Raw genomic sequence first — 19,432 nt, 5'->3', positions numbered from 1 at the left:
GGAGGGACCCGTTCGACTCGACGTCATGTCCTCGATCACCACTGCCTACACAGAGTTGTCACCGGACGAGCACACCCCACACAGCCGGCGCGGTTTCGAGGTCGGGGACGGCAGGATCAGCGCCTGGCGGGACTATTTCGACCTCAACCAGTTCACCATCTGGATGGGATGACTCCGGCGGCTGCCCGAACTTCGTTTGCGATGCGACTTTTTCGCGAGATTCTGGTTGTAAATGCCTGTGGCGAAGCTACATCGACCGCTGGGTGGCGGCATGTGGTCGCTCGGCGTCAGGGAATCCGGTAGAGGTCACGGAATGCGTCCGGGGTGCCAGCGGCGTTGGGCGGGATCGCTGCGACGCCGGGACAGGGGATCTAGGCTGATTTCATGAGCGGGGATCTGGGTCAACGCTTGCAATCGGTTCGGAAACGGCGGGGGCTCACACAGCGGGAACTTGCGGCGAGTTCGGGTGTTTCGGTGTCGTTCATTCGGAAGATCGAGCAAGGGGAGCGGGACGATGCGCGCATCGAGACCCTACGGCGGCTCGCGGTGGGGTTGGGTTGTCCGCTGACGGCGCTCATCGGGTCCGAACCGAAGCCGCCGGAAAGCCGGAACGGGGAGCTCTGGGCTGAGACGCGGCGCGCGATCGGTACACCCCGCGAGCCTTCGTCCGACGAGCCGGTCACCGAAAGTGATGTGGCTGCATCGCTGAGTTCGGCTGTGCGGCTGTATCACGACAACGATTACGGACAGCTCGCCCGGGTGCTGCCCGGACTGCTCGAGTATGGCGACACTGTTTCGCCCGGCCTGCGGTCGCGCATTCTGCAGCTGACCGGGTCGGTGATGGTGCAGACGCGGCAATTACGCACGGCCCGTACGGTTCTCGAACGCGCCCTGGTCGCGGCCGAATCGACCGATGAGGTACTCGACGCCGCGTCGGTCGTAGTCACGCTCTGCTGGCTGTTGCTGGTGGAACGGCGATTTCAGCAGGTCGACGAGCTCGCGATGCGCTGGGCCGATCGAATCGAGCCGCGGATGTCGAGGGCCTCCGAACGCGAACTGTCCACCTGGGGCTGGCTGCTGTTGCGTGGTTCGGCAGCCGCCATCCGGGACAACCGGCCCGACGATGCCGGGGACATGATGCGCTTCGCCCAGGCCGCTGCGGTGGCGGTGGAACGGGAGCCCGCTGTGTACCAGGACTATTGGACATCCTTCGGTCCTGCGACAGTCGCCATGAAACGCGTCGAGAATGCCGTCATCGACGACCGCCCCGACCTCGCCCTGCGGCTCGCGCGCGACGTGCCGGCCGGGCTGCGGCCCACCTCCGACAACCGCAACCGCCATCTCCTCGATGTGGCACAGGCGCACATGGACCTCCATCGCGCCGACCCCGCGCTCGATATCCTGCTGCAACTCTCTCGCGAGGCCGGTCCCTGGCTGATCGAACAACGCCTCGCCAAGGACCTGCTCGCCCGCATGATCGGCAAACGGCGGACCCTCAGCCACGATATGCGTGCTCTCGCCGACCTCATCCAGCTCGAATACTGACCGCTCTGTGGCACTTCCCGGCCGACCTCACCGGAAGTGCCATTGCCGCCGAAATGCTGTGGAGCGAAGCTGAACCCATCATCCGACGGCGGCGCGCACTATCGAGCAGTGAGAGGGCGGACTATGAATCCCGGGGCAATTGGCTATCTGCGGCAGGATGTGTCGGGGTCGCGGCGGCAGTGGGACGAAGCTCGGATTCGGGCGTTGGCTGCGCGGCTGGGTTATGACCTGCGCAGGATCGCGGTGTTCGGGCCGCATACTGACCGGCCTGTTCATCGGTTGCGGGTGTTGGTTGCGAATCTGGGGGTCGATGCTGTGATCGTGCCGGGTCTCGATCATTTCGAGAACGGTGAGCTGCCAGGGGATCTCGTGGAGCGGGCCGATGTGGTCACCGTGAGTCCGGAACAGACCTTCGCCCGGTGGCTCATTCCGCCCGACACTCCGGCTGATATGGGATCTCGGTAGCGGGGCGGTCGACACGGCGGGCTCGATTGAGCGAATGAACAGTGGGTGAACCATGATCGAGTGGTGTTGTGTTGTCCGATGGGTACAGGCGGGTCGCGAACTTTGATATCTAGAGCGAATAACACGGCGGCGCACCGCATCTCGATCGGCTTCGGGGGACCGTTGTGAGACCCCGCTTCACGCGTGGCGTGTTTCTGCGGGGAGCGCTCGGAATCGCAGTCGCCGGTGTCGGTTTCGCCGGAACCACTCGACTGCCCGCCTCCGACGCGGCGCCCGCCGCAGGCTCCTCCGATGACACCACCGGCTCCTCGGACAGCGTCTCCTGCTCCAGCGCCGGCAGTGCCGACCCGAAATGGCGTGCGTTGCAGAACAAGCTGCGCGGCCGGGTGATCTTGCCCGGCGATCTGGGATACCCGATGGCCAAAGAGGTCTTCAACACTCGGTTCGACGACGAGATGCCCACGGCCATCGTGCAGGTCGCGGATGCCGCCGATGTGGCCACGGCCTTCGGCTTCGCGGCCGAGAACGATCTCGAGGTCGCGGCGCGCGCGGGCGGGCATTCCTACGCCGGGGTCTCCACGGCGACCGGCACCCTGGTTGTCGACGTCCGGCGGCTGCACGGCATCCGAGTCGAGGCCGGACAGGCCGTCGTATCACCGGGCCACACCCTGTACGAGGTCTACGGGGAACTCGATCGGTCCGGGCAGAGCCTGCCGACGGGGATGTGTCCCAGCGTCGGCGTCGCGGGTCTGACCCTGGGCGGCGGGTTCGGCTTCGAATCCCGTGCCTACGGCCTCACCTGTGATCGCCTCACCGCCGCCACGCTGGTCCTGCCCGATGGCACCATCACCGAGGTGTCCGCCACCGCCGACCCGGACCTGTTCTGGGCGCTGCGTGGCGGCGGCTCGATGTTCGGCATCGTCACCTCGCTGACCTTCGACACCATCCCGGCGACCGCGAAAGATGTGGTGCGCCTGACCTTTTCGGGTGAGAACGCGGATCGCGTCATCGGGGGCTGGCAGGAGTGGCTGCGCGGCGCCGACCGCGAGCAGTGGGCCGATGTCAGCCTGGACGCCGACGGCGAGGGCGGCGTCCGCTGCTGGATGCAACTGGTCTGCCCCGCGGGTTCGGCCGAGACGGTCACGGCCGCGCTCACCGATGCGATCGGTGGCGCGCCTGCCTACATCGATACCCGCACCCTCAGCCACATGGACACCGTTCTGTATCTGGCAGGCGGCACGCCCGATCAGCCGCGCGTCGCCTTCACCAACGGCTCCGACATCGTCTCGGACCTCACCCCGGACACCATCGGCCGGGTGCTCGAGGCCGTGACCCGGTTCTCCAGCGTCGGCGGCACCGGCTGGGTGCAGATCAACGCCCTCGACGGCGCGATCCGCGACCTGTCGCCCACCGCGACCGCCTTCCCGTGGCGCGACCACGCCGCCATGGTGGAATGGGGTGCCTACGAACCGATTCCACACGACGCCGCAATGGCCTGGCTCTCCGACGCCCACGCCATCCTCGCCCCCGATTCGGTCGGCGCGTACGTCAACTACCTCGAGCCCGGCGATCCGCTGTCGCGCTACTTCGGCGACAACCACACCCGCCTGTCCGAGCTCCGCAGTCGTGTGGACCCCGACAATCGGATCCGCTCCGTTCTGACATCCTGACCACGCGCCCGATGATGGCTGGGCACCGGCGCGAGCAGGGGAGTGTCCTGCCAGACGTCGCCTCGCTGAGCGGGGCGACGCTACTGGTCGAGGGCCTCGATGAGGGTGTTGAGGCCGGATTTGACGGACTCGCGCTGGGCCGGAGTGAGGGATTCGAGGGCGCCGGCGAAGCGCTGGATGCGGGCCGAGGTGAGGCCGGTGACCAGGTTGTGGGCGGCGGCCGTGGCGGTGAGGAGTTGGGCTCGGCCGTCTTCCGGGTCGGCGTCCCGGGTCAGGTAGCCGCCCTTTTCCAGGCCCGTCACTATGCGGGACATGGTCGGGGCGCTGACCCGTTCGATATTGGCGAGGTCGCCGAGGCGGAGGGGTCCGGAGCGGGCGACGGTCGCCAGGGCCGAGGCCGCCCCGGGGCTGAGGGCCCCGAGGTCGCCGGAGTGGCGCAACAAGCGTAGGAGGCGGCCGATCGAGTGGTACAGGTCGGCGGCTTCGGTGAGCTGGTCGGGGTCGGCGACGCTCGTGGGCTCGGGCAGCGTGATCTCCTCCGGTCAGATTCCCTCGCGAGCGGCTTCACGCAGTTCGGCAGCCTCGTCCGGGACGGTGGGGCTACCGGCGAACCACGAGGCCACCGCGCCGATCAGCATCATAATCGCGGCTCCCAGGAAGACCACGACCAGACCCGAGTGGAACGGGCCGGAGATCAAGTGCGGGAAGAACTCCTGACCGGTGAGCACATCCTTGTGCACGCCCGGGTGGTCGAGGATGCCGGTCGGTCCCAGCAGCGCCTCGATCGGGTTCACGCCGAGGAAGGCCGCGAACAGGCTGCCCACCGGAGGCAGACCGGAGATGTTCTCCGCGACATTGGCGGGCACACCCTGCTGCTGCAGACCCGAATTCATCGCGCTCGGCAACGTATTCGACAGGCCGATGATCATCAGCGAGAAGAACACGCCGATCGACAGCGCCATGCCGCCGTTGAGCAGTGTGCCGCGCATGCCGGAGGCGACGCCGCGCTGCGCCGCGGGCACCGCGGACATGACCTCGGCGGTGTTGGGGGAGGCGAACATACCCGAACCCAGGCCGTTGAGCGCGATGACCACCGCGAACGCCCAGTAGGAGAAGTCGACCGGCAGCACCACCAGCAGCACGAAGGTCACCGCGGTGATCGCCATGCCGAGGGTCGCGAACAGCCGTGGGCCGTAGAGGTCGGACAGCTTTCCCGAAACCGGCCCTGCCACAAGGAATCCCACCGTCAGCGGTAGCAGGTAGATGCCCGCCCACAGCGGCGTGGACTCGTAGTCGAAGCCGTGCAGCGGCAACCAGATGCCCTGCAGCCAGATGATCAGCATGAACTGCAGACCGCCGCGACCCAGCGATGACATCAGGCCGGCCAGGTTGCCGAGTCCGAACGCCCGCACCTTGAGCAGCGACAGGTGGAACATCGGCTGTGCCACCTTGGTCTCGATCCAGCAGAACAATGCGAGCACGGCGATACCGCCGAAGACCGCGGCCAGCACCCACGGGTTGGACCAGCCGGTATTCGAATCCCCGTACGGCTGAATGCCATAGGTGATGCCGGTGAGCAGCGCGGTCAGCCCGACCGCGAAGGTGACGGTGCCCGGGATGTCGAGGGAGCCCGCGTTGCGCTGGCCGTTGTCGTGCAGCGACCGGTACGACCAGACGGTGCCGAGAATGCCGAACGGCACGCTCACCCAGAAGACGGCTTTCCAGTCCCACTGCGCGAGCAGGCCGCCCAGCAGCAGGCCCAGGAACGAACCGGCCACGGCCGCAACCTGATTGATGCCGAGCGCGAATCCGCGCTGTTCGGCGGGGAATGCGTCGGTGAGGATGGCGGCCGCGTTGGCCATGAGCATGGCGCCGCCGATTCCTTGGAACACACGCCATCCGATGAGCCACACCGCGCCGCCGCCGTGAGTGAACGGATCGAACGAGAGCGCGACCGCCGCGACCGTGAAGATCACGAACCCGTAGTTGTAGATCTTGACGCGCCCGACCATGTCGCCGAGCCGCCCGAACATCACCACCAGCACCGCGGACGCGAGCAGGAAGCCCATCATCATCCACAGCAGGTAGCTGACATTGCCCGCCGCGAGCGGGTTGAGATCGATGCCCCGGAAGATATCGGGAAGCGAGATGATCACGATCGAGGAGTTGATCGTGACCATGAGCATGCCCAGTGTCGTATTCGACAGTGCTACCCACTTGTAGTGCGGGTGATCATGCTCGATTCGGAGTCGCCTCCGAATGGTCTGGACATCACCGGTATCCAAACCGGTGGTTGGGGCCGCAGCCATCAGAGCCTCCCGCAAAGTCATCGAACCAAACAGCGCCTCAATATAGTTGCATGTCGCTAACTAATAAAATCGTGTGATGGCTCACTCAGTGGACCGGGTGTCGATGTTCGAAGTCGCCTCCACCGCCCCTCCCTGCCCCCGTCGCCGGGTTCGGATTCGGTGACGGCTGGGCCGCGAGTCCAGCGAGGACAAGGGGGTGAGGGAGGCGGACCGGATGCGCGGCTGCTGGGGTTCATCGAGATCCGCGGAGGTACCGCGCGGTATCGCCCGATCCGGGATCCGTGGATCGATGTGGTCGTTCCGCCGGCCGCGATCGAGACCGGCCTGACCTCCCACGGCTGCTCCGTGCAGGACTGCGCCTGTATCGAGCCTGTCGGTGTTGATGCTCAGGGTTTGGATCTGCCGGTGAGGGCAGCGACCGGCACGACTGCCAAGGCGAGGACGCCGCCCGCGAGCGCGAGGATCGGGTAGCTGGTGGCGGCAACCATCAGCCCGGAACCCATGCCGCCGGTGGCTCCGGCGAGAGCGATGGAAACATCCACCGCCCCTTGGGTTTTGGCGCGGGTTTCCAGCGGCACGGTGTCGGTGATGATGGCGGTTCCCGCCACCAGCCCGAGGTTCCAGCCCAGCCCGAGCAGCGCCAGCGCGAGTGCCAGCAGGGCGATGGAGTCACCGGGGGCCAGCGCTGCGAGTACTCCTGCGGCGAGCAGGGTCACGCCGGAGGAGGCGGCGACGGGGAGCCGGCCCAGGCGGTCGACGAGCCAGCCGGTCACCGGGGAGGGCAGGTACATGGCACCGACATGGACGGCGATCACCACGCCGGCAGCGGCTGTCCCGTGCCCGTGATGGAGCATGTGCACCGGTGTCATTGTCATGATCGCCACCATGACCAGCTGAGTCAGCGCCATCACGAATCCCCCTGCGGCGACACCGCTTCCGGACCTGTCAGGGGATTCCGGCGGCGTCGTCGACGGGGTGGCGGCGGAGTCGGTCGTGCCCAGCCGGCGGGCCAGCAGCAGAGGGTCCGGGCGCAGCCACGTCACCAGCACGAACGCGGCCAGTCCGTAGGCGAGCGCGGCGAGCAGGAACGGCCCGGCCAGGTACGGGATGCCCAGGCTGCGTGCCAGGGTGCCGGTGGGTGCGGCGAGATTGGGTCCCACCACGCCACCGAGGGTGGTGGCCACCAGCACTGTGGATACCGCCCGGCCGCGGTGGGAGTCAGTGGCCAAATCGGCTCCGGCGTAACGAGCTTGCAGGTTGGTGGCGGTACCCGCACCGTAGACGAACAATGCCAGGAACAGCAGGACCGGCGCGTCCAGGACCGCGGCGGCGATCACGCCGAGGCTGCCGACCGCGCCGATGAGGTAGCCGGCGGCGAGTCCGGGACGGCGGCCGCGGGCCTGGGACAGGCGACCGACGGCAATGGCGGCCAGTGCGGACCCTGCGGTCAACAGCGCGCTGGGCAGTCCGGCCAGGCTGGTGGAGCCGAGCATGTCCTGGGCCAGTAGCGCGCCGACGGTGACCCCGGCGGCCAGCCCCGCGCCGCTGAGGATCTGCGCGAACACCAGGACGGTCAGGATGCGGCGTTGGGAACGCGCGATCTCGGGACGGTGAGAATCGGCGCGGGCGACGGTGATGCTGTGAGACACGGTGTGGTTCTTTCGACGAGCAGCGGCGAGCCCCGGGATGACATGCCTGGATGGTCCAGCCCGGGTGATGGATCAGGACCGAACGTTCCAGCGGGTCGGCTGCTGTTCCTTCTCGGCGTGGTGGGCCGCAGACGGCTCGCAAAGGTTCACCTGCGGTGCCGATGGGGTCGGGAAGTTGCCTTCGCCCTTTGCCGCCGGGCCGCCGCCGAGTTCCACATAGCCCGCGCCGTCACCGGGGAACCGGATGTCGTTGCAGGTGCGTTCGGTGCCTTGGGGCGGGTCGTGCAGGACGAACAGGTGGTTCATCGGTTTCTCCTGGTTGAACGGTTCCGGCCGGGGCGTGATGGCGGGTGGTGAATACAATCGCCGTGTCCGACGTTGTTCCAAGGAACTATGGAATACGCTATTCCAAAGAATATTGGAGAAGCAAGCGTGAGTGAGTTGTCCGGCCGCAAGGCCGCCCTCTTCGATCAGGTCGCCCGCGTCGGCAAGGCGCTGGGCAATGGCCGCCGCCTGCAGATCCTCGACCTGCTCGCCCAGGGCGAGCGCACCGTGGAGGCGATCGCCACCGCCACCGGCATGAACCTCACGACCGCGTCGGCGAACCTGCAATCACTGAAGGCCGGCGGCCTGGTGGAAGCCCGCCGCGACGGCACCCGCCAGTTCTACCGCCTCGCCGGAACCGACGTCGCCCAGCTGTTCGCGCTCGTGCAGACCGTCGCCGAAGCGCATCTCGCCGACGTCGCCGTCGGGGCCGCTGCCGTTCTCGGCTCACCTGAAGATGCCATCACCCGGGAAGAACTCCTGCGCCGCCGCGACGCGGGCGAGATCACCCTGATCGATGTTCGTCCGCACGAGGAATACGACGCCGGACATATCCCCGGCGCGATCAGCGTCCCTCTCGCGGAGCTGGCCGCCCGGCTCGCCGAGCTCCCCGCCGATCGTGAGATCGTCGCTTACTGCCGCGGCGTGCACTGCGTCATGGCACCCGACGCGATCCGCATCGCCCAGCAGGCCGGACGTGAAGTCAAACGGCTCGACGAGGGCATGTTGGAGTGGGCACTGGCCGGGCTCCCCGTCGAGGGCGCCGCGACCGCGGATCACTGAGGACGCCCATCCGGCGGAGCGCTCGAGACGATTCGATCAAGCTCCCAACCGAGGTCCGCCTCAGCCCCTCGGCGAAAGGCGTTGAGAATCGATCGATTTCTGAGCACCTACCGGGTGGGCGGTGCAAGGCATATCTTGGGTCCAAGATGTCTGTGCCACAGACGCTTTCGATCACGGCATCCTGCCGCAATCGCCCGCTGTCGACGACCTGGTCGAGCAGGCATTGGACCCCACCTACACCGGACTCGCCTGCCCCGGCGACTGACCGGCATCCGATCGTAGCCAGGCGATCACCTGCTCGGCGTGGCGATTGGGCGGGAAGACCGGGTAGAAGACGTGCTCGATGACGCCGCCGCGGATGATCAGGGTCAGGCGTTTGTAGAGGGTGCTGCCGTCCGCTTCGAAGGTGGGCAGGGACAGCAGGGTCGCGAGACGACCGGAAGGGTCGGCGAGCATGGCGAACGGAAGGCTCAGACGGTCGACCACTTCACGCTGGTAGTCCGAGGTCTGGGTGGAGAGCCCGAACACCCTCGCCACCTCCGCTGCGCGCAACTCGGTGTGATGGTCACGGAAGTCGCAGGCTTGCGTGGTGCAGCCGCGCGCACCGGGAATCTCGTTCCAGCCCGCGGGGATATCGGTGTCCGGGCGGCCGGTCAGCGGGTAGAGATAGATGACAGTCCTACCCTGGGGCAAAGCGCCCAGATCGACTGTGGTGCCATCGGTGCATTGCAGAGGGATGGGCGGCAATGCCATCCCACGCAGGTGCGTGGCAGCGCCGTCGTCGACGGGCACCGGCAGGTCCGGTGGCAGTTCGAGCAGATCCACCGGTGGCCGGGCCGCCTGCATGCCGCGATAGGAAGCCTCCCGCAGCCGGGTGCTCAGCGCGTCCCGACGGGCTGCCAATGCGGTTATCCGCGCATCGATTTCGTCGATCGCCCGCCGATATTCGGCGAGCGAGGACGGGCAGTCGTCGCCGTGCTCACTGCCCGAGGCCAGGCAGTCCAGGAACGGCCGGGTTTCCTGCACCGGTATGCCGAGGCGGCTCAACTCCCGGATCTCGCGGATGAGCCGGACATCATGCCCGCAGTACTCGCGATAGCCGTTGCCCGATCGGCCAGGTTTGATCAAACCCATTGCCTCGTAACGCCGGACCGCCTTCGGGCTCACTTCTGCCAGCTGTGCAACCTGCCCTATTCTCACCCGCCGACGGTAAACCTTGCCCCCGGGGGCAAGGTCAAGTGTGACCTCGGCTTGTAGGGGTGTGGGCTCAGCGTCTCGTTGAGACAGCGGAGGTTCGCGACGACCACGCTGGAGTGACCGCCTCCACCAGCCGATGAGGCGGTCGGGTGTGCGGCGCAGCGCCGAGGATGTGGCTCAGGCCCCGCGAAACGCCTTGTCGCCGACCCGGTCCGGATCGGTGATATGGGACTGGAACAGGCGGGCCGTGGGCGTGGGAGTGCGGGTGGTGACGGCATGCCATGGGCGGGTGAGGGGAGTGCCCTCGACCTCCAGCACCTCCAGGTGACCGGCCTCCTGGTCCGAGACGATGGCGTCGGAGTGGATCAGGGTGGTGCCCAGTCCCTCTCGCGGGGCCGCGGTTCTACGGGGCATCGTGCTGCCCGATGAGTGAGCGCGAGCCGACCGGTCCGCTCTCGGTGCTGGGCAGCGCGGTGGCCGGGGAGCCAATGGGAGGTCAGGTCATTCCAACGCCCACCCAGGTGGACCACTGATGGTTCCCGACATCATTCGGGGGGATGATGGTGTCGGGTGGCGGTTGTGTCCGCCTGACCCAGTGACCGACGAGTGCGTGGTCCGGCTCAATAGGTGCCGATATGAGCTGCAGTTCAGACTCCGGGAATGGGTTCGGGCGACCAACGGCGGGAATCGAATCCGGCGCCGTGGCCGCCTTTGCTGCCGCGTGGGAAGCCGATATCCAGCCGCCGGCCATCGCCGACTATCTGCCGGATGCACGCCTGGGTGCACTGATCGAACTGATCCGGATCGACCTGCGGCATCGGTGGCTGCGCCTGCGGGCAGGGAGCCGCCCCCACGAACCCGTCGCGGCCGCACCCGGGCGCAAGCGGTTGCGCGAATACTGCTCCGAATTTCCCGAGCTGACGTTGGAGCAAATTCCGGCCAGCCTGGTGTACGAAGAATTCGTGATCCGCGGCCAATGTGGCGAGCAGGTGGATCTGGGCGAATACCTGCGGGAATATCCCGAGCAGGCGGCGCAGCTGCGCGAGCTGCTCAACGCCGGCGACGGGAATCGGAGCACCCGGCGCGGCGGTATGGAACTGACCGCCGCGACCTCTGTTGACTCGATCACCTCGCTGGAGGATGCGACCCGCACAGCCGCCAACCTCCGCGACGCCCAGGACGCCACCGGGACACCGGTCACCCACCTGGACCGCATTGTGGTCGGCGATCGAATCGACGACTTCGACCTGCTCACTGTGCTGGGCAGCGGCGCATTCGCGCGGGTGTTCCTCGCACGGCAGCGGTCGCTCCAGCGGCTTGTGGCGGTGAAGATCTCCGCCGACCACGGCACCGAACCGCAGACGCTGGCACAGCTCGACCACGACTACATCGTGCGCGTCTTCGATCAGCGGCTGCTGGACCAGCCGGGTCCGGAGTTCGAACCCGATGGGCATCGGCTGCGGATGCTGTACATGCAATTCCTACCCGGCGGCACTCTGCTGAGCGTGTTGCCCAGGGTGTGGGCCACCGCGCCGGATCAGCGCACCGGACATCTGCTGCTGGACGCGGTCGACGCGGCGATGGCGGAGAAGGGCGAGATCCGGCCGACCGATTCCAGCGTGCGCGCGCAGATCGCGACGCTTTCATGGCCGGAGACCGTTGCCTGGCTGGGCCGTCGGCTCGCCGAGGCGCTGGCCTATGCGGACGCACACGGCGTGCTGCACCGCGACGTCAAACCGGCCAACGTGCTGCTCACCGCCGAGGCCGTGCCGAAGCTCGCCGATTTCAACGTGAGTTTCAGCCGCGACCTGATCGACGCCAACCCGGTTGCCTATTTCGGCGGATCGCTGTCGTACATGTCGCCGGAACAGCTGGAGGCCTGTCACCCCGGCTACGACCGGTCCGCCGACGATCTCGACACCCGCACCGACATCTATTCGCTCGGCGTTGTGCTGTGGGAGCTGCTCACCGGCGCCAAGCCGTTCGAAGACACCACCGCGGGTGAACCCAGCGATGCCGCCACGCTGGCGGCCATGTTGAAGCGCCGTCGCGCCGGGGTGGATCCGGATGCGCTCGAACGGATTCCGCCCGACTGCCCGGCAGCACTGCGCCGGGTGTTGCTGATGTGCCTGGCGTCCGAGCGCGACAAGCGGTGGGCCGACGGCGCTGAACTGGCCCAGCAACTGGAAGTGTGCCTCGACGAGCGCGCCCGCGACCTGGTCGACCCGCCGCCATCCAGCTGGCGGCTGCGACTTCGGCCGTGGCCGGTGCTGGTGCTGGTGCTGGCCATATGCACTCCGAACGTCCTCGCATCGGCGTACAACATCGATTACAACAAGACGCTGATCATCGACCGGCTGAGCCTTTCAGCGCAGCACCAGTGGCTGATCGCCTCAGCCCTCTCGAACGCGGTTGGCTTCCCGTTGGGCGCCGTGTTGCTGCTGTACATGTCGCGGTATCTGGTCATCGTCTCGCGCGGGCTACGCCAGGGTCGGGAATACGACCCGCGGGTGCTGGCCCGGGCTCGATCGGACGCCCTGCGCTTCGGTGATCGTGCTGTGCTGGTGACGCTTTCGCTGTGGAGCCTGACGTCGATCATCTATCCGATCGCGATGCACTTCATGACAAAAGAGCTCACCTGGGATGCGCTGCTGCACATCCTGGGCGGGGTGCTGGTCTGCGGCGCAATCGCGGTGGCCTACCCGTCCATTCTGGTGACGTTCTACATGGTGCGCTGTATCTATCCGATGTTCCTCCCGCAGGGCGACATCACGACGGTCGATACGCTGCACCTGCGCAGACTCGGTCGGCACTGCACCGTCTATCTCGCGGTAGCGGCGGCGGTGCCCTTGCTGGCGATTGCTGGGGTGACCTTGCTACCACCGGACGCCATTCCATTGATGCTCGGGGAGGTGAGGGTGTTGTGCATCGGCGCGATCATTGCCTTCATCGCCGTCTATGTGTTGTTCCGGGCGATCGAGTCCGATCTGGGGGCGTTGAGACGTGTGGTGGATCCTGTCGGCGGACAGCGGGAGCCGAATGCTGCCAGTCGACTATGAGCGCACAGGGCCTGCGTCTCGGACGACGGTGAGGTCCCGTCTTCAACTGTCTGGTTTCGCTCCCGATGCTCCACCACCGTCGAATCCCACGGATAACCCCTCCGCCAATCACAACAGATGCGAAATGCATCGCATTCGAGTCGCACGTCAGCGCACCACACGGGCGTGTCGCGATCCCGACTCCGGGACTGCGCCGACTACCAGTTGCGACCAACTGGACACTGGCTGAATTCTCTTGGCGGACAACATCGTTGCCTGGATCGGCCACCGAGTGCGCACACTTCAGCCAATTCGCATCCTATCCAGTGGGCCGAGTTTGCCGTAGTCGCCGAGAATCCAACGAAGCCCCGCGTGGCCCCCGGTTGAGCTTCCTGCAGATCGGTGGGATCCCATTCGCGAAACAACGCGTCAGACTCCGCGAAACGCCTTGTCGCCGACCCGGTCCGGATCCGTTATGTGGGACAGGAACAGGCGGGCGGCGGGGGCGGGGGTGCGGGTGGTGACGACGTGCCAGGGGCGGTTGAGGGGGGTGCCCTCGACTTCGATGACTTCGAGCAGTCCCGCGGCCAGGTCGGTGGCGACGGCGTCGGAGTGGATGAGGGTGATGCCCAGACCTTCGCGGGCTGCTGCCAGCGCGGCACCGTGGGTGCCGAGAGTCAGTGTGGGCGGGCGGATTTGGAGGCGGTCGAAGAGGGCGAGGGTGGTGTCGCGGGTGCCGGAGCCTTTGCCACGGAGGAGCCAGGTGGCCTCGCAGGGGTCGGGCCAGGCGTCGGGTGCGCCGACCACGACGAGCTGGCAGGGGCGGCGGGCGCGGGTGACCAGTCCCGCGTCGCGGGGTGGGCGGCCGGCGACCACGAGATCGGTTTCGTGGTGGGTCAATTCGACGTACAGCACGTCGCGGGGGTGGATGGACAGGCCCAGTTCGATGTCCGGGTACCGGGTGCGGAAGGACGCGAGCAGCCGGAGCAGCACGTATTCGCCGGCGGTCGCTACCACGCCGATACGCAACCGGCCGGTCTCGGCTTCCCGGACGGCGGCGTGCGCCTCCTTCATCAAGCCGAGGATGCTGCGGCAGTAGTCGGCGTAGACCCGCCCGGCCTCGGTGAGCGCGATACCCCGCCCGGATTTGGCGACGAGTTTCGCGCCGAGTTGTTTCTCGATGTGTGCTACGGCCGCGGAGGCCGCTGCTTCGGTGATGTGCAACTGCGCGGCCGCGCGGCGAATGCTGGAGTGCTTGGCAACGGCGAGAAAGGTTTCCATGCGCACCGCGCTCACCGTACCCATACTCAACGGTAACAAACTTGACGAAAAGGTTGAGCGAGAACAGAAACAATCGAATTGTTTGTGGTTAACGGCCCCGTCATCCTGGGAATCACAAGCCGCCCAACCCGGTTCGCAGGAGGAATGATGGCCGGATCTGTCGATGATCAGCGCAGCCGGTGGGATCCGGGTGTGCAGTCGTACGCGTCGATGGGATACTACGCTCCCGACTATCAGCCCAAGGACACCGATGTCCTGGCGGTCTTCCGGGTGACGCCCCAGCAGGGCGTCGATCCGGTGGAGGCGTCCGCGGCAGTGGCGGGTGAATCATCCACGGCCACCTGGACGGTGGTCTGGACCGATCGGCTCACCGCGCACGAGCGCTACCAGGGCAAGTGCTACCGCGTCGACGAGGTGCCGGGCCGCAAGGGCGAGTACTTCGCCTATGTCGCCTACGATCTCGATCTCTTCGAGGAGGGTTCCATCACGAACCTCACTTCCTCGGTGATCGGCAATGTATTCGGTTTCAAACCGCTGCAGGCATTGCGGCTGGAGGATATGCGTATTCCTGTGGCGTATGTCAAGACCTTTCAGGGTCCGCCGCACGGAATCGTTATGGAACGGGAGTATCTGAACAAATACGGCCGCCCGCTGCTGGGCGCCACGGTGAAGCCGAAACTCGGTCTGTCGGCCCGCAACTACGGCCGCGTGGTGTACGAGGCCTGCCGGGGCGGGCTCGATTTCACCAAGGACGACGAGAACATCAACTCGCAGCCGTTCATGCGCTGGCGCGACCGCTACCTGTTCGCGATGGAGGGCGTCAACCGCGCCATCGCCGAAACCGGAGAAATGAAGGGGCATTATCTCAATGTCACGGCCGCCACGATGGAGGACATGTACGAGCGCGCGGAATTCGCGAAATCGCTCGGCAGCTGCATCGTCATGATGGACTTGACGGTCGGCTACACCGCCATGCAGTCCATGTCGAAGTGGGCGCGGCGCAATGGCATGCTGCTGCATCTGCATCGGGCCGGGCACTCCACCTTCACCCGGCAGAAGACCCATGGCGTCAGTTTCCGGGTCCTGGCCAAGTGGTGCCGGCTGATCGGGGTGGATCACCTGCACGCGGGCACGGTCATCGGCAAGCTGGAAGGTGATCCGCACACCGTCAAGGGCTTCTATGACACGTTGCGCGACAACCACATTCCGATGAACCCGGTCAACGGCATCTTCTTCGACCAGGACTGGGCCAGCCTGCCGGGCGTCATGCCGGTCGCCTCCGGCGGGATTCACGCCGGCCAGATGCACCAGCTGCTGGACCTGTTCGGCGACGACGCCATCCTCCAGTTCGGCGGCGGCACCATCGGCCATCCGATGGGCATCGCCGCGGGCGCGGAAGCCAACCGGGTCGCCCTCGAAGCAGTGGTCAAGGCACGCAACGAGGGTCGCGATCTGCTCAAGGAGGGCCCCGACGTGCTGCGTCGCGCCGCCGAGATCTGCCGCCCGCTCGATGTCGCGCTCGCCACCTGGGGTGATGTCACCTTCGACTACACCTCCACCGACGCCCCCGACGCCGTCCCGACGGCCTCCCGCTGAAATTCGAGGAATCCCCATGCATCTGCGCCAAGGCACCTTCTCGCACCTGCCGGATCTCGACGACACCGAGATCGCCGCCCAGGTCCGCTACGCCCTACTGAACAACTGGCCGGTGTCCATCGAGTACACCGACGATCCGCACCCGCGCAACAACTACTGGGAGATGTGGGGCCTGCCGCTGTTCGATCTGGACGAGCCCGACGGGGTGCTCGCCGAGATCAACGCCTGCCGGGCGACGTTCCCGCGCCACTACATTCGCGTGAACGCCTATGACGCCTCCTACGGCCGGCAGACCACGGCGCTGAGTTTCCTCGTGCAGCGCCCGGCCCGCGAGCCAGGTTTCCGCCTCGACCGGACCGAGTCCGACGACCGCCGTCAGCACTACGGCTTCCACGCCTATGCACTCGACGACAGTCCGGGCCAAAGGTATGGCGGCTGAACAGCTTTCGGAACAGGAGGATATCGTGAGCGCGGAACGCCCCGCGGTACCGGGCGGCCGGCAGCCTGCAGCCGGCCGCCCGGTGGGCGGGTTCCAGATGCATCGGCCCGGGGCCACGAGCCCCGCACCGGTGCGCGGTACGGCCGCCGATGGTCCTCCCCGACCGGAGGATTCGGCGGCCGACCACCTGTCCCCGCTCGCCGACGACGCCCTGCTGGATCTGTCGACAGATGTCGCGGGCAAGGACGTCGAGGACACTCTCGCCCGCCTCGACGCGGAACTGGTGGGTCTGGCGAACGTCAAACGCCGCGTACGGGAAATCGCCGCATTGCTGCTGATCGATCGCGCCCGTCAGCGTTTCGGGCTCCAGGCTACCCGCCCGACCATGCACATGAGCTTCACCGGCGGGCCCGGCACCGGGAAGACGACGGTTGCCCTGCGCATGGCCGAGATGCTGCACGCCCTCGGGTACATCCGGAAACCCAAGGTGCACACCGTCACCCGCGATGATCTGGTCGGCCAGTTCATCGGTCACACCGCACCCAAGACCAAGGAGGCCCTCGCCAAGGCCGCCGGGGGAGTGCTGTTCATCGACGAGGCCTACTACCTGTTCCGTCCCGAGAACGAGCGCGACTACGGGCAGGAGGTCATCGAGATCCTGCTGCAGGAGATGGAGAACGAGCGCACCAGCCTGGTGGTCATCTTCGCCGGCTATCCGGACCGCATGGAGACCTTCTTCTCCGCCAATCCCGGCCTGTCCTCCCGGGTGGCCCATCACATCGAGTTCCCCGACTACACCCACGACGAGCTCATGGCCATCGCCGAACTCATGGTGCGCCAGGAGAACTTCCGCTTCGATCCGGAAGCCGCACAGGCTTTCTCGCGCTATCTGAAGCTGCGCATGGCCCGCCCCCGCTTCGCCAATGCCCGCAGCGTGCGCAATGCCCTCGATCGCTGCCGGCTGCGGCAGGCCAAACGCCTGGTCGAACTGCACCGGCCGGTCGGTCGTACGGATCTGATCACCCTGACGGACAGCGATGTCCTCGGCAGCAGTGTGTTCGCGGACGCCCTCGCCGACGAGGGGGCCCCTCCATGACGAATTGAGAGCGATTGTGCCCGAAGGATTGAAGACCCTCACCCGCTACACCATCGAGCAGGAGCACCGGCATCCCGGATCGTCCGGGGAGTTCTCGGCGCTGCTGAACGTGGTCGCCACCGCGACCAAGATCATCGGGAATCAAGTGACCCGGGGAGCGATCGTCGGCTCCCTGGGCGCTGCCGATGCCGAGAATCTGCCGGTCACCGTGCACCGGAAGATGGACGCGATCGCCAACGACATCATGGTGGCCGAGAGCCAGTGGACCGGACCGCTGGCGGCGCTGGTATCCGAGCAGATGCGCGAATGCCATCAGGTGCCGACCGAGTACCGACGCGGGAAGTATCTGCTGGCCTTCGATCCGCTGGACGGGTCCAGCAATATCGACGTGAATCTGCCGGTGGGAACGATCTTCAGCGTGCTGCGCGCTCCGGAGGACGGGCGCGAGGCCGTCGGCACCGACTTCCTCCAGCCGGGAGTCCAGCAGGTGTGCGCAGGCTTCACGCTGTACGGGCCCGCGACCATGCTGGTGCTCACCACCGGCAACGGGGTGGACGGGTTCACGCTGGACCGCGAGGTGGGTGCGTTCGTGCTCACCCATCCGCGCATGCGAATCCCCGACGACACTTCCGGTTTCGCGATCAATGCCGCCAATGAGCGGTTCTGGGAACGCCCCGTCCGGCGCTACGTCCACGAATGCCTCGAAGGCGTGGACGGCCCGCGCGGACGGGATTTCAATATGCGCTGGGTCGCCTCGCTGGTGGCCGACACCTTCCACATCCTGACCCGCGGCGGGCTCTACATGTATCCGCGCGATACCCGCAATCCCGAACGCCCGGGCCGGGTCTCGCTGCTGTACGGGGCCAATCCGATCGCGTTCATCGTCGAACAGGCCGGGGGCGCGGCCAGCACCGGGCACGAGCGGGTGCTGGATGTGCGGCCGGAGGAGCTGCACCAGCGGATCCCGTTCATCTTCGGCTCCCGCAACGAGGTCGAGCGGATCGAGCGCTATCACCGCGAACCGGAGGAGGGGCCCAGCTTCGACGCCTCGCTCTTCGGTTCCCGCTCCCTGTTCCGCGCGTCCCGGCACTGACCCGCCGGGGGTGTGAAAGCTGTTGTCCGGCAATCGAGGAGGTGCCATGTCGGTCAAACATCCCGTGGTCGCGATCACCGGGTCGTCCGGTGCGGGGACGACCAGCGTCACGCGAACCTTCCAGGAGATATTCCGCCGCGAGGGAATCAGCGCGGCGATCGTGGAAGGGGATTCGTTCCATCGCTACGACCGCAACGAGATGAAGCTGGCCATGGCCGAGGCTGAACAGCGGCGCAATCTGACCTTCTCGCATTTCGGGCCGGAGGCGAACCTGCTCACCGAACTGGAGTCGTTGTTCCGCGAGTACGGGGAGACCGGCGTGGGCGCGGTGCGGCGCTACCTGCACGATGACGACGAGGCCAAACCCTTCGGGCAGCCGGCGGGCACGTTCACGCCGTGGGAGGAGCTGTCGCCGGGCAGCGATCTGCTGTTCTACGAGGGCCTGCACGGGGCGGCGGTCGGCGACGGCGTCGACGTGGCCCGCTATGCCGATCTGCTGGTGGGTGTGGTGCCGATCATCAATCTGGAGTGGATTCAGAAGGTGCACCGCGACAAGACCGAACGCGGCTACTCCAGCGAGGCCATCATCGACACCATCCTGCGGCGCATGCCCGACTACGTGAAGCACATCTGCCCGCAGTTCTCGCGGACCTACGTGAACTTCCAGCGGGTGCCCACGGTGGACACCTCGAATCCCTTCACCGCCCGGACCATTCCGACCGCGGACGAGAGTTTCGTGGTGATCCGCTTCGCCGATCCGAAGGTCATCGACTTCCCGTATCTGCTGTCCATGCTGCACGATTCGTTCATGTCGCGGCCCAACAGCATCGTGGTGCCGGGCGGGAAGATGGACCTGGCGATGCAGCTCATCTTCACGCCGCTGATCCTGCGGCTGATGGACAAGCGGCCCAAGCGGCTGCGCTGATCCAGGTTGTGCCGCGCGAGAA

General features: G+C 66.7%; 18 protein-coding genes and 1 pseudogene. 12 read left to right on the top strand and 7 right to left on the bottom strand.

Annotated elements, in window-relative coordinates; genetic code table 11:
• The first annotated feature begins 25 nt into the window (after positions 1-25).
• The 5 genes and pseudogenes from ACQP1O_RS23720 to ACQP1O_RS23700 all read left to right on the top strand — a co-directional run bounded on the left by ACQP1O_RS23720 (position 26) and on the right by ACQP1O_RS23700 (position 3,680).
• Positions 26-172 carry a hypothetical protein gene (locus ACQP1O_RS23720; protein ID WP_433560680.1) on the top strand — a complete coding sequence of 49 codons (147 nt, stop codon included), beginning with the start codon at positions 26-28 and terminating at the stop codon, positions 170-172.
• A gap of 212 nt (positions 173-384) precedes the next feature.
• Positions 385-567, top strand: a pseudogene (locus ACQP1O_RS23715) (helix-turn-helix domain-containing protein); the annotation flags it as partial.
• Positions 568-693: 126 nt separating this feature from the next.
• Positions 694-1,545, top strand: coding sequence for a hypothetical protein (locus ACQP1O_RS23710; protein WP_433568020.1), 852 nt, complete (start codon positions 694-696; stop codon positions 1,543-1,545).
• A 123-nt stretch (positions 1,546-1,668) separates the two neighbouring features.
• Positions 1,669-2,010 carry a hypothetical protein gene (locus tag ACQP1O_RS23705; RefSeq protein WP_433560679.1) on the top strand — a complete coding sequence of 114 codons (342 nt, stop codon included), beginning with the start codon at positions 1,669-1,671 and terminating at the stop codon, positions 2,008-2,010.
• A gap of 188 nt (positions 2,011-2,198) precedes the next feature.
• Positions 2,199-3,680 (top strand): FAD-binding protein, encoded by a 1,482-nt coding sequence (locus tag ACQP1O_RS23700; protein ID WP_433560678.1) that lies wholly within the window; start codon positions 2,199-2,201, stop codon positions 3,678-3,680.
• A gap of 80 nt (positions 3,681-3,760) precedes the next feature.
• Here ACQP1O_RS23700 and ACQP1O_RS23695 read toward each other — a convergent pair whose 3' ends face one another.
• The 4 genes from ACQP1O_RS23695 to ACQP1O_RS23680 all read right to left on the bottom strand — a co-directional run bounded on the left by ACQP1O_RS23695 (position 3,761) and on the right by ACQP1O_RS23680 (position 7,944).
• Complete coding sequence (locus ACQP1O_RS23695; protein WP_379381052.1) at positions 3,761-4,123, bottom strand: MarR family winged helix-turn-helix transcriptional regulator; 363 nt, start codon at positions 4,121-4,123, stop codon at positions 3,761-3,763.
• Between the two features lie 99 nt (positions 4,124-4,222).
• Positions 4,223-5,989 carry an MFS transporter gene (locus ACQP1O_RS23690; RefSeq protein WP_433560677.1) on the bottom strand — a complete coding sequence of 589 codons (1,767 nt, stop codon included), beginning with the start codon at positions 5,987-5,989 and terminating at the stop codon, positions 4,223-4,225.
• Between the two features lie 386 nt (positions 5,990-6,375).
• The gene (locus ACQP1O_RS23685) at positions 6,376-7,638 is read right to left on the bottom strand and encodes an MFS transporter (protein WP_433560676.1); all 1,263 of its coding nucleotides are present in this window, start codon (positions 7,636-7,638) and stop codon (positions 6,376-6,378) included.
• 72 nt (positions 7,639-7,710) lie between these two features.
• Positions 7,711-7,944: a hypothetical protein gene (locus ACQP1O_RS23680; RefSeq protein ID WP_433560675.1), complete on the bottom strand. Its 234-nt coding sequence runs from the start codon at positions 7,942-7,944 to the stop codon at positions 7,711-7,713.
• Positions 7,945-8,070: 126 nt separating this feature from the next.
• Here ACQP1O_RS23680 and ACQP1O_RS23675 point away from each other — a divergent pair, with 126 nt between their 5' ends.
• Positions 8,071-8,745 (top strand): ArsR/SmtB family transcription factor, encoded by a 675-nt coding sequence (locus ACQP1O_RS23675; protein WP_433560674.1) that lies wholly within the window; start codon positions 8,071-8,073, stop codon positions 8,743-8,745.
• Positions 8,746-8,979: 234 nt separating this feature from the next.
• Here ACQP1O_RS23675 and ACQP1O_RS23670 read toward each other — a convergent pair whose 3' ends face one another.
• Positions 8,980-9,945 carry a MerR family transcriptional regulator gene (locus ACQP1O_RS23670; RefSeq protein WP_433560673.1) on the bottom strand — a complete coding sequence of 322 codons (966 nt, stop codon included), beginning with the start codon at positions 9,943-9,945 and terminating at the stop codon, positions 8,980-8,982.
• A 174-nt stretch (positions 9,946-10,119) separates the two neighbouring features.
• The gene (locus ACQP1O_RS23665) at positions 10,120-10,356 is read right to left on the bottom strand and encodes a hypothetical protein (RefSeq protein ID WP_433560672.1); all 237 of its coding nucleotides are present in this window, start codon (positions 10,354-10,356) and stop codon (positions 10,120-10,122) included.
• Positions 10,357-10,577: 221 nt separating this feature from the next.
• Here ACQP1O_RS23665 and ACQP1O_RS23660 point away from each other — a divergent pair, with 221 nt between their 5' ends.
• Positions 10,578-13,001, top strand: a complete 2,424-nt coding sequence (locus ACQP1O_RS23660) for a serine/threonine-protein kinase (protein WP_433560671.1) — start codon at positions 10,578-10,580, stop codon at positions 12,999-13,001.
• A 408-nt stretch (positions 13,002-13,409) separates the two neighbouring features.
• On the opposite strand, the gene ACQP1O_RS23655 is transcribed toward ACQP1O_RS23660, so the two are convergent.
• The gene (locus ACQP1O_RS23655; RefSeq protein WP_433560670.1) at positions 13,410-14,285 is read right to left on the bottom strand and encodes a LysR family transcriptional regulator; all 876 of its coding nucleotides are present in this window, start codon (positions 14,283-14,285) and stop codon (positions 13,410-13,412) included.
• 120 nt (positions 14,286-14,405) lie between these two features.
• Between ACQP1O_RS23655 and ACQP1O_RS23650 the strand changes: the two genes are divergently transcribed.
• From ACQP1O_RS23650 to ACQP1O_RS23630, 5 genes are read left to right on the top strand one after another with little or no spacing between them, the layout of a single operon-like run.
• Positions 14,406-15,857, top strand: a complete 1,452-nt coding sequence (locus ACQP1O_RS23650; RefSeq protein WP_433560669.1) for a form I ribulose bisphosphate carboxylase large subunit — start codon at positions 14,406-14,408, stop codon at positions 15,855-15,857.
• Positions 15,858-15,873: 16 nt separating this feature from the next.
• The gene (locus ACQP1O_RS23645; protein ID WP_433560668.1) at positions 15,874-16,296 is read left to right on the top strand and encodes a ribulose bisphosphate carboxylase small subunit; all 423 of its coding nucleotides are present in this window, start codon (positions 15,874-15,876) and stop codon (positions 16,294-16,296) included.
• A gap of 25 nt (positions 16,297-16,321) precedes the next feature.
• Complete coding sequence (locus ACQP1O_RS23640) at positions 16,322-17,392, top strand: AAA family ATPase (protein WP_433560667.1); 1,071 nt, start codon at positions 16,322-16,324, stop codon at positions 17,390-17,392.
• Positions 17,393-17,408: 16 nt separating this feature from the next.
• Positions 17,409-18,485 (top strand): class 1 fructose-bisphosphatase, encoded by a 1,077-nt coding sequence (locus ACQP1O_RS23635; protein WP_433560666.1) that lies wholly within the window; start codon positions 17,409-17,411, stop codon positions 18,483-18,485.
• A 46-nt stretch (positions 18,486-18,531) separates the two neighbouring features.
• The gene (locus ACQP1O_RS23630; protein ID WP_433560665.1) at positions 18,532-19,410 is read left to right on the top strand and encodes a phosphoribulokinase; all 879 of its coding nucleotides are present in this window, start codon (positions 18,532-18,534) and stop codon (positions 19,408-19,410) included.
• Positions 19,411-19,432: the final 22 nt, after the last annotated feature.

It is taken from the genome of Nocardia sp. CA-151230 (assembly GCF_050942175.1).
Lineage (GTDB): Bacteria > Actinomycetota > Actinomycetes > Mycobacteriales > Mycobacteriaceae > Nocardia.
Note: the sequence above shows the minus strand (reverse complement) of the source record. Positions and strands in the feature narration are given on the sequence as shown.

Excerpts from the sequence above, each read along its gene's own strand:
- ACQP1O_RS23720 (WP_433560680.1), top strand. The coding sequence starts at position 26 with ATGTCCTCGATCACCACTGCCTACACAGAGTTGTCACCGGACGAGCAC.
- ACQP1O_RS23705 (WP_433560679.1), top strand. The coding sequence starts at position 1,669 with ATGAATCCCGGGGCAATTGGCTATCTGCGGCAGGATGTGTCGGGGTCG.
- ACQP1O_RS23690 (WP_433560677.1), bottom strand. The coding sequence starts at position 5,989 with ATGGCTGCGGCCCCAACCACCGGTTTGGATACCGGTGATGTCCAGACC.
- ACQP1O_RS23680 (WP_433560675.1), bottom strand. The coding sequence starts at position 7,944 with ATGAACCACCTGTTCGTCCTGCACGACCCGCCCCAAGGCACCGAACGC.
- ACQP1O_RS23665 (WP_433560672.1), bottom strand. The coding sequence starts at position 10,356 with ATGCCCCGTAGAACCGCGGCCCCGCGAGAGGGACTGGGCACCACCCTG.
- ACQP1O_RS23660 (WP_433560671.1), top strand. The coding sequence starts at position 10,578 with ATGAGCTGCAGTTCAGACTCCGGGAATGGGTTCGGGCGACCAACGGCG.
- ACQP1O_RS23655 (WP_433560670.1), bottom strand. The coding sequence starts at position 14,285 with ATGGGTACGGTGAGCGCGGTGCGCATGGAAACCTTTCTCGCCGTTGCC.
- ACQP1O_RS23650 (WP_433560669.1), top strand. The coding sequence starts at position 14,406 with ATGATGGCCGGATCTGTCGATGATCAGCGCAGCCGGTGGGATCCGGGT.
- ACQP1O_RS23645 (WP_433560668.1), top strand. The coding sequence starts at position 15,874 with ATGCATCTGCGCCAAGGCACCTTCTCGCACCTGCCGGATCTCGACGAC.
- ACQP1O_RS23630 (WP_433560665.1), top strand. The coding sequence starts at position 18,532 with ATGTCGGTCAAACATCCCGTGGTCGCGATCACCGGGTCGTCCGGTGCG.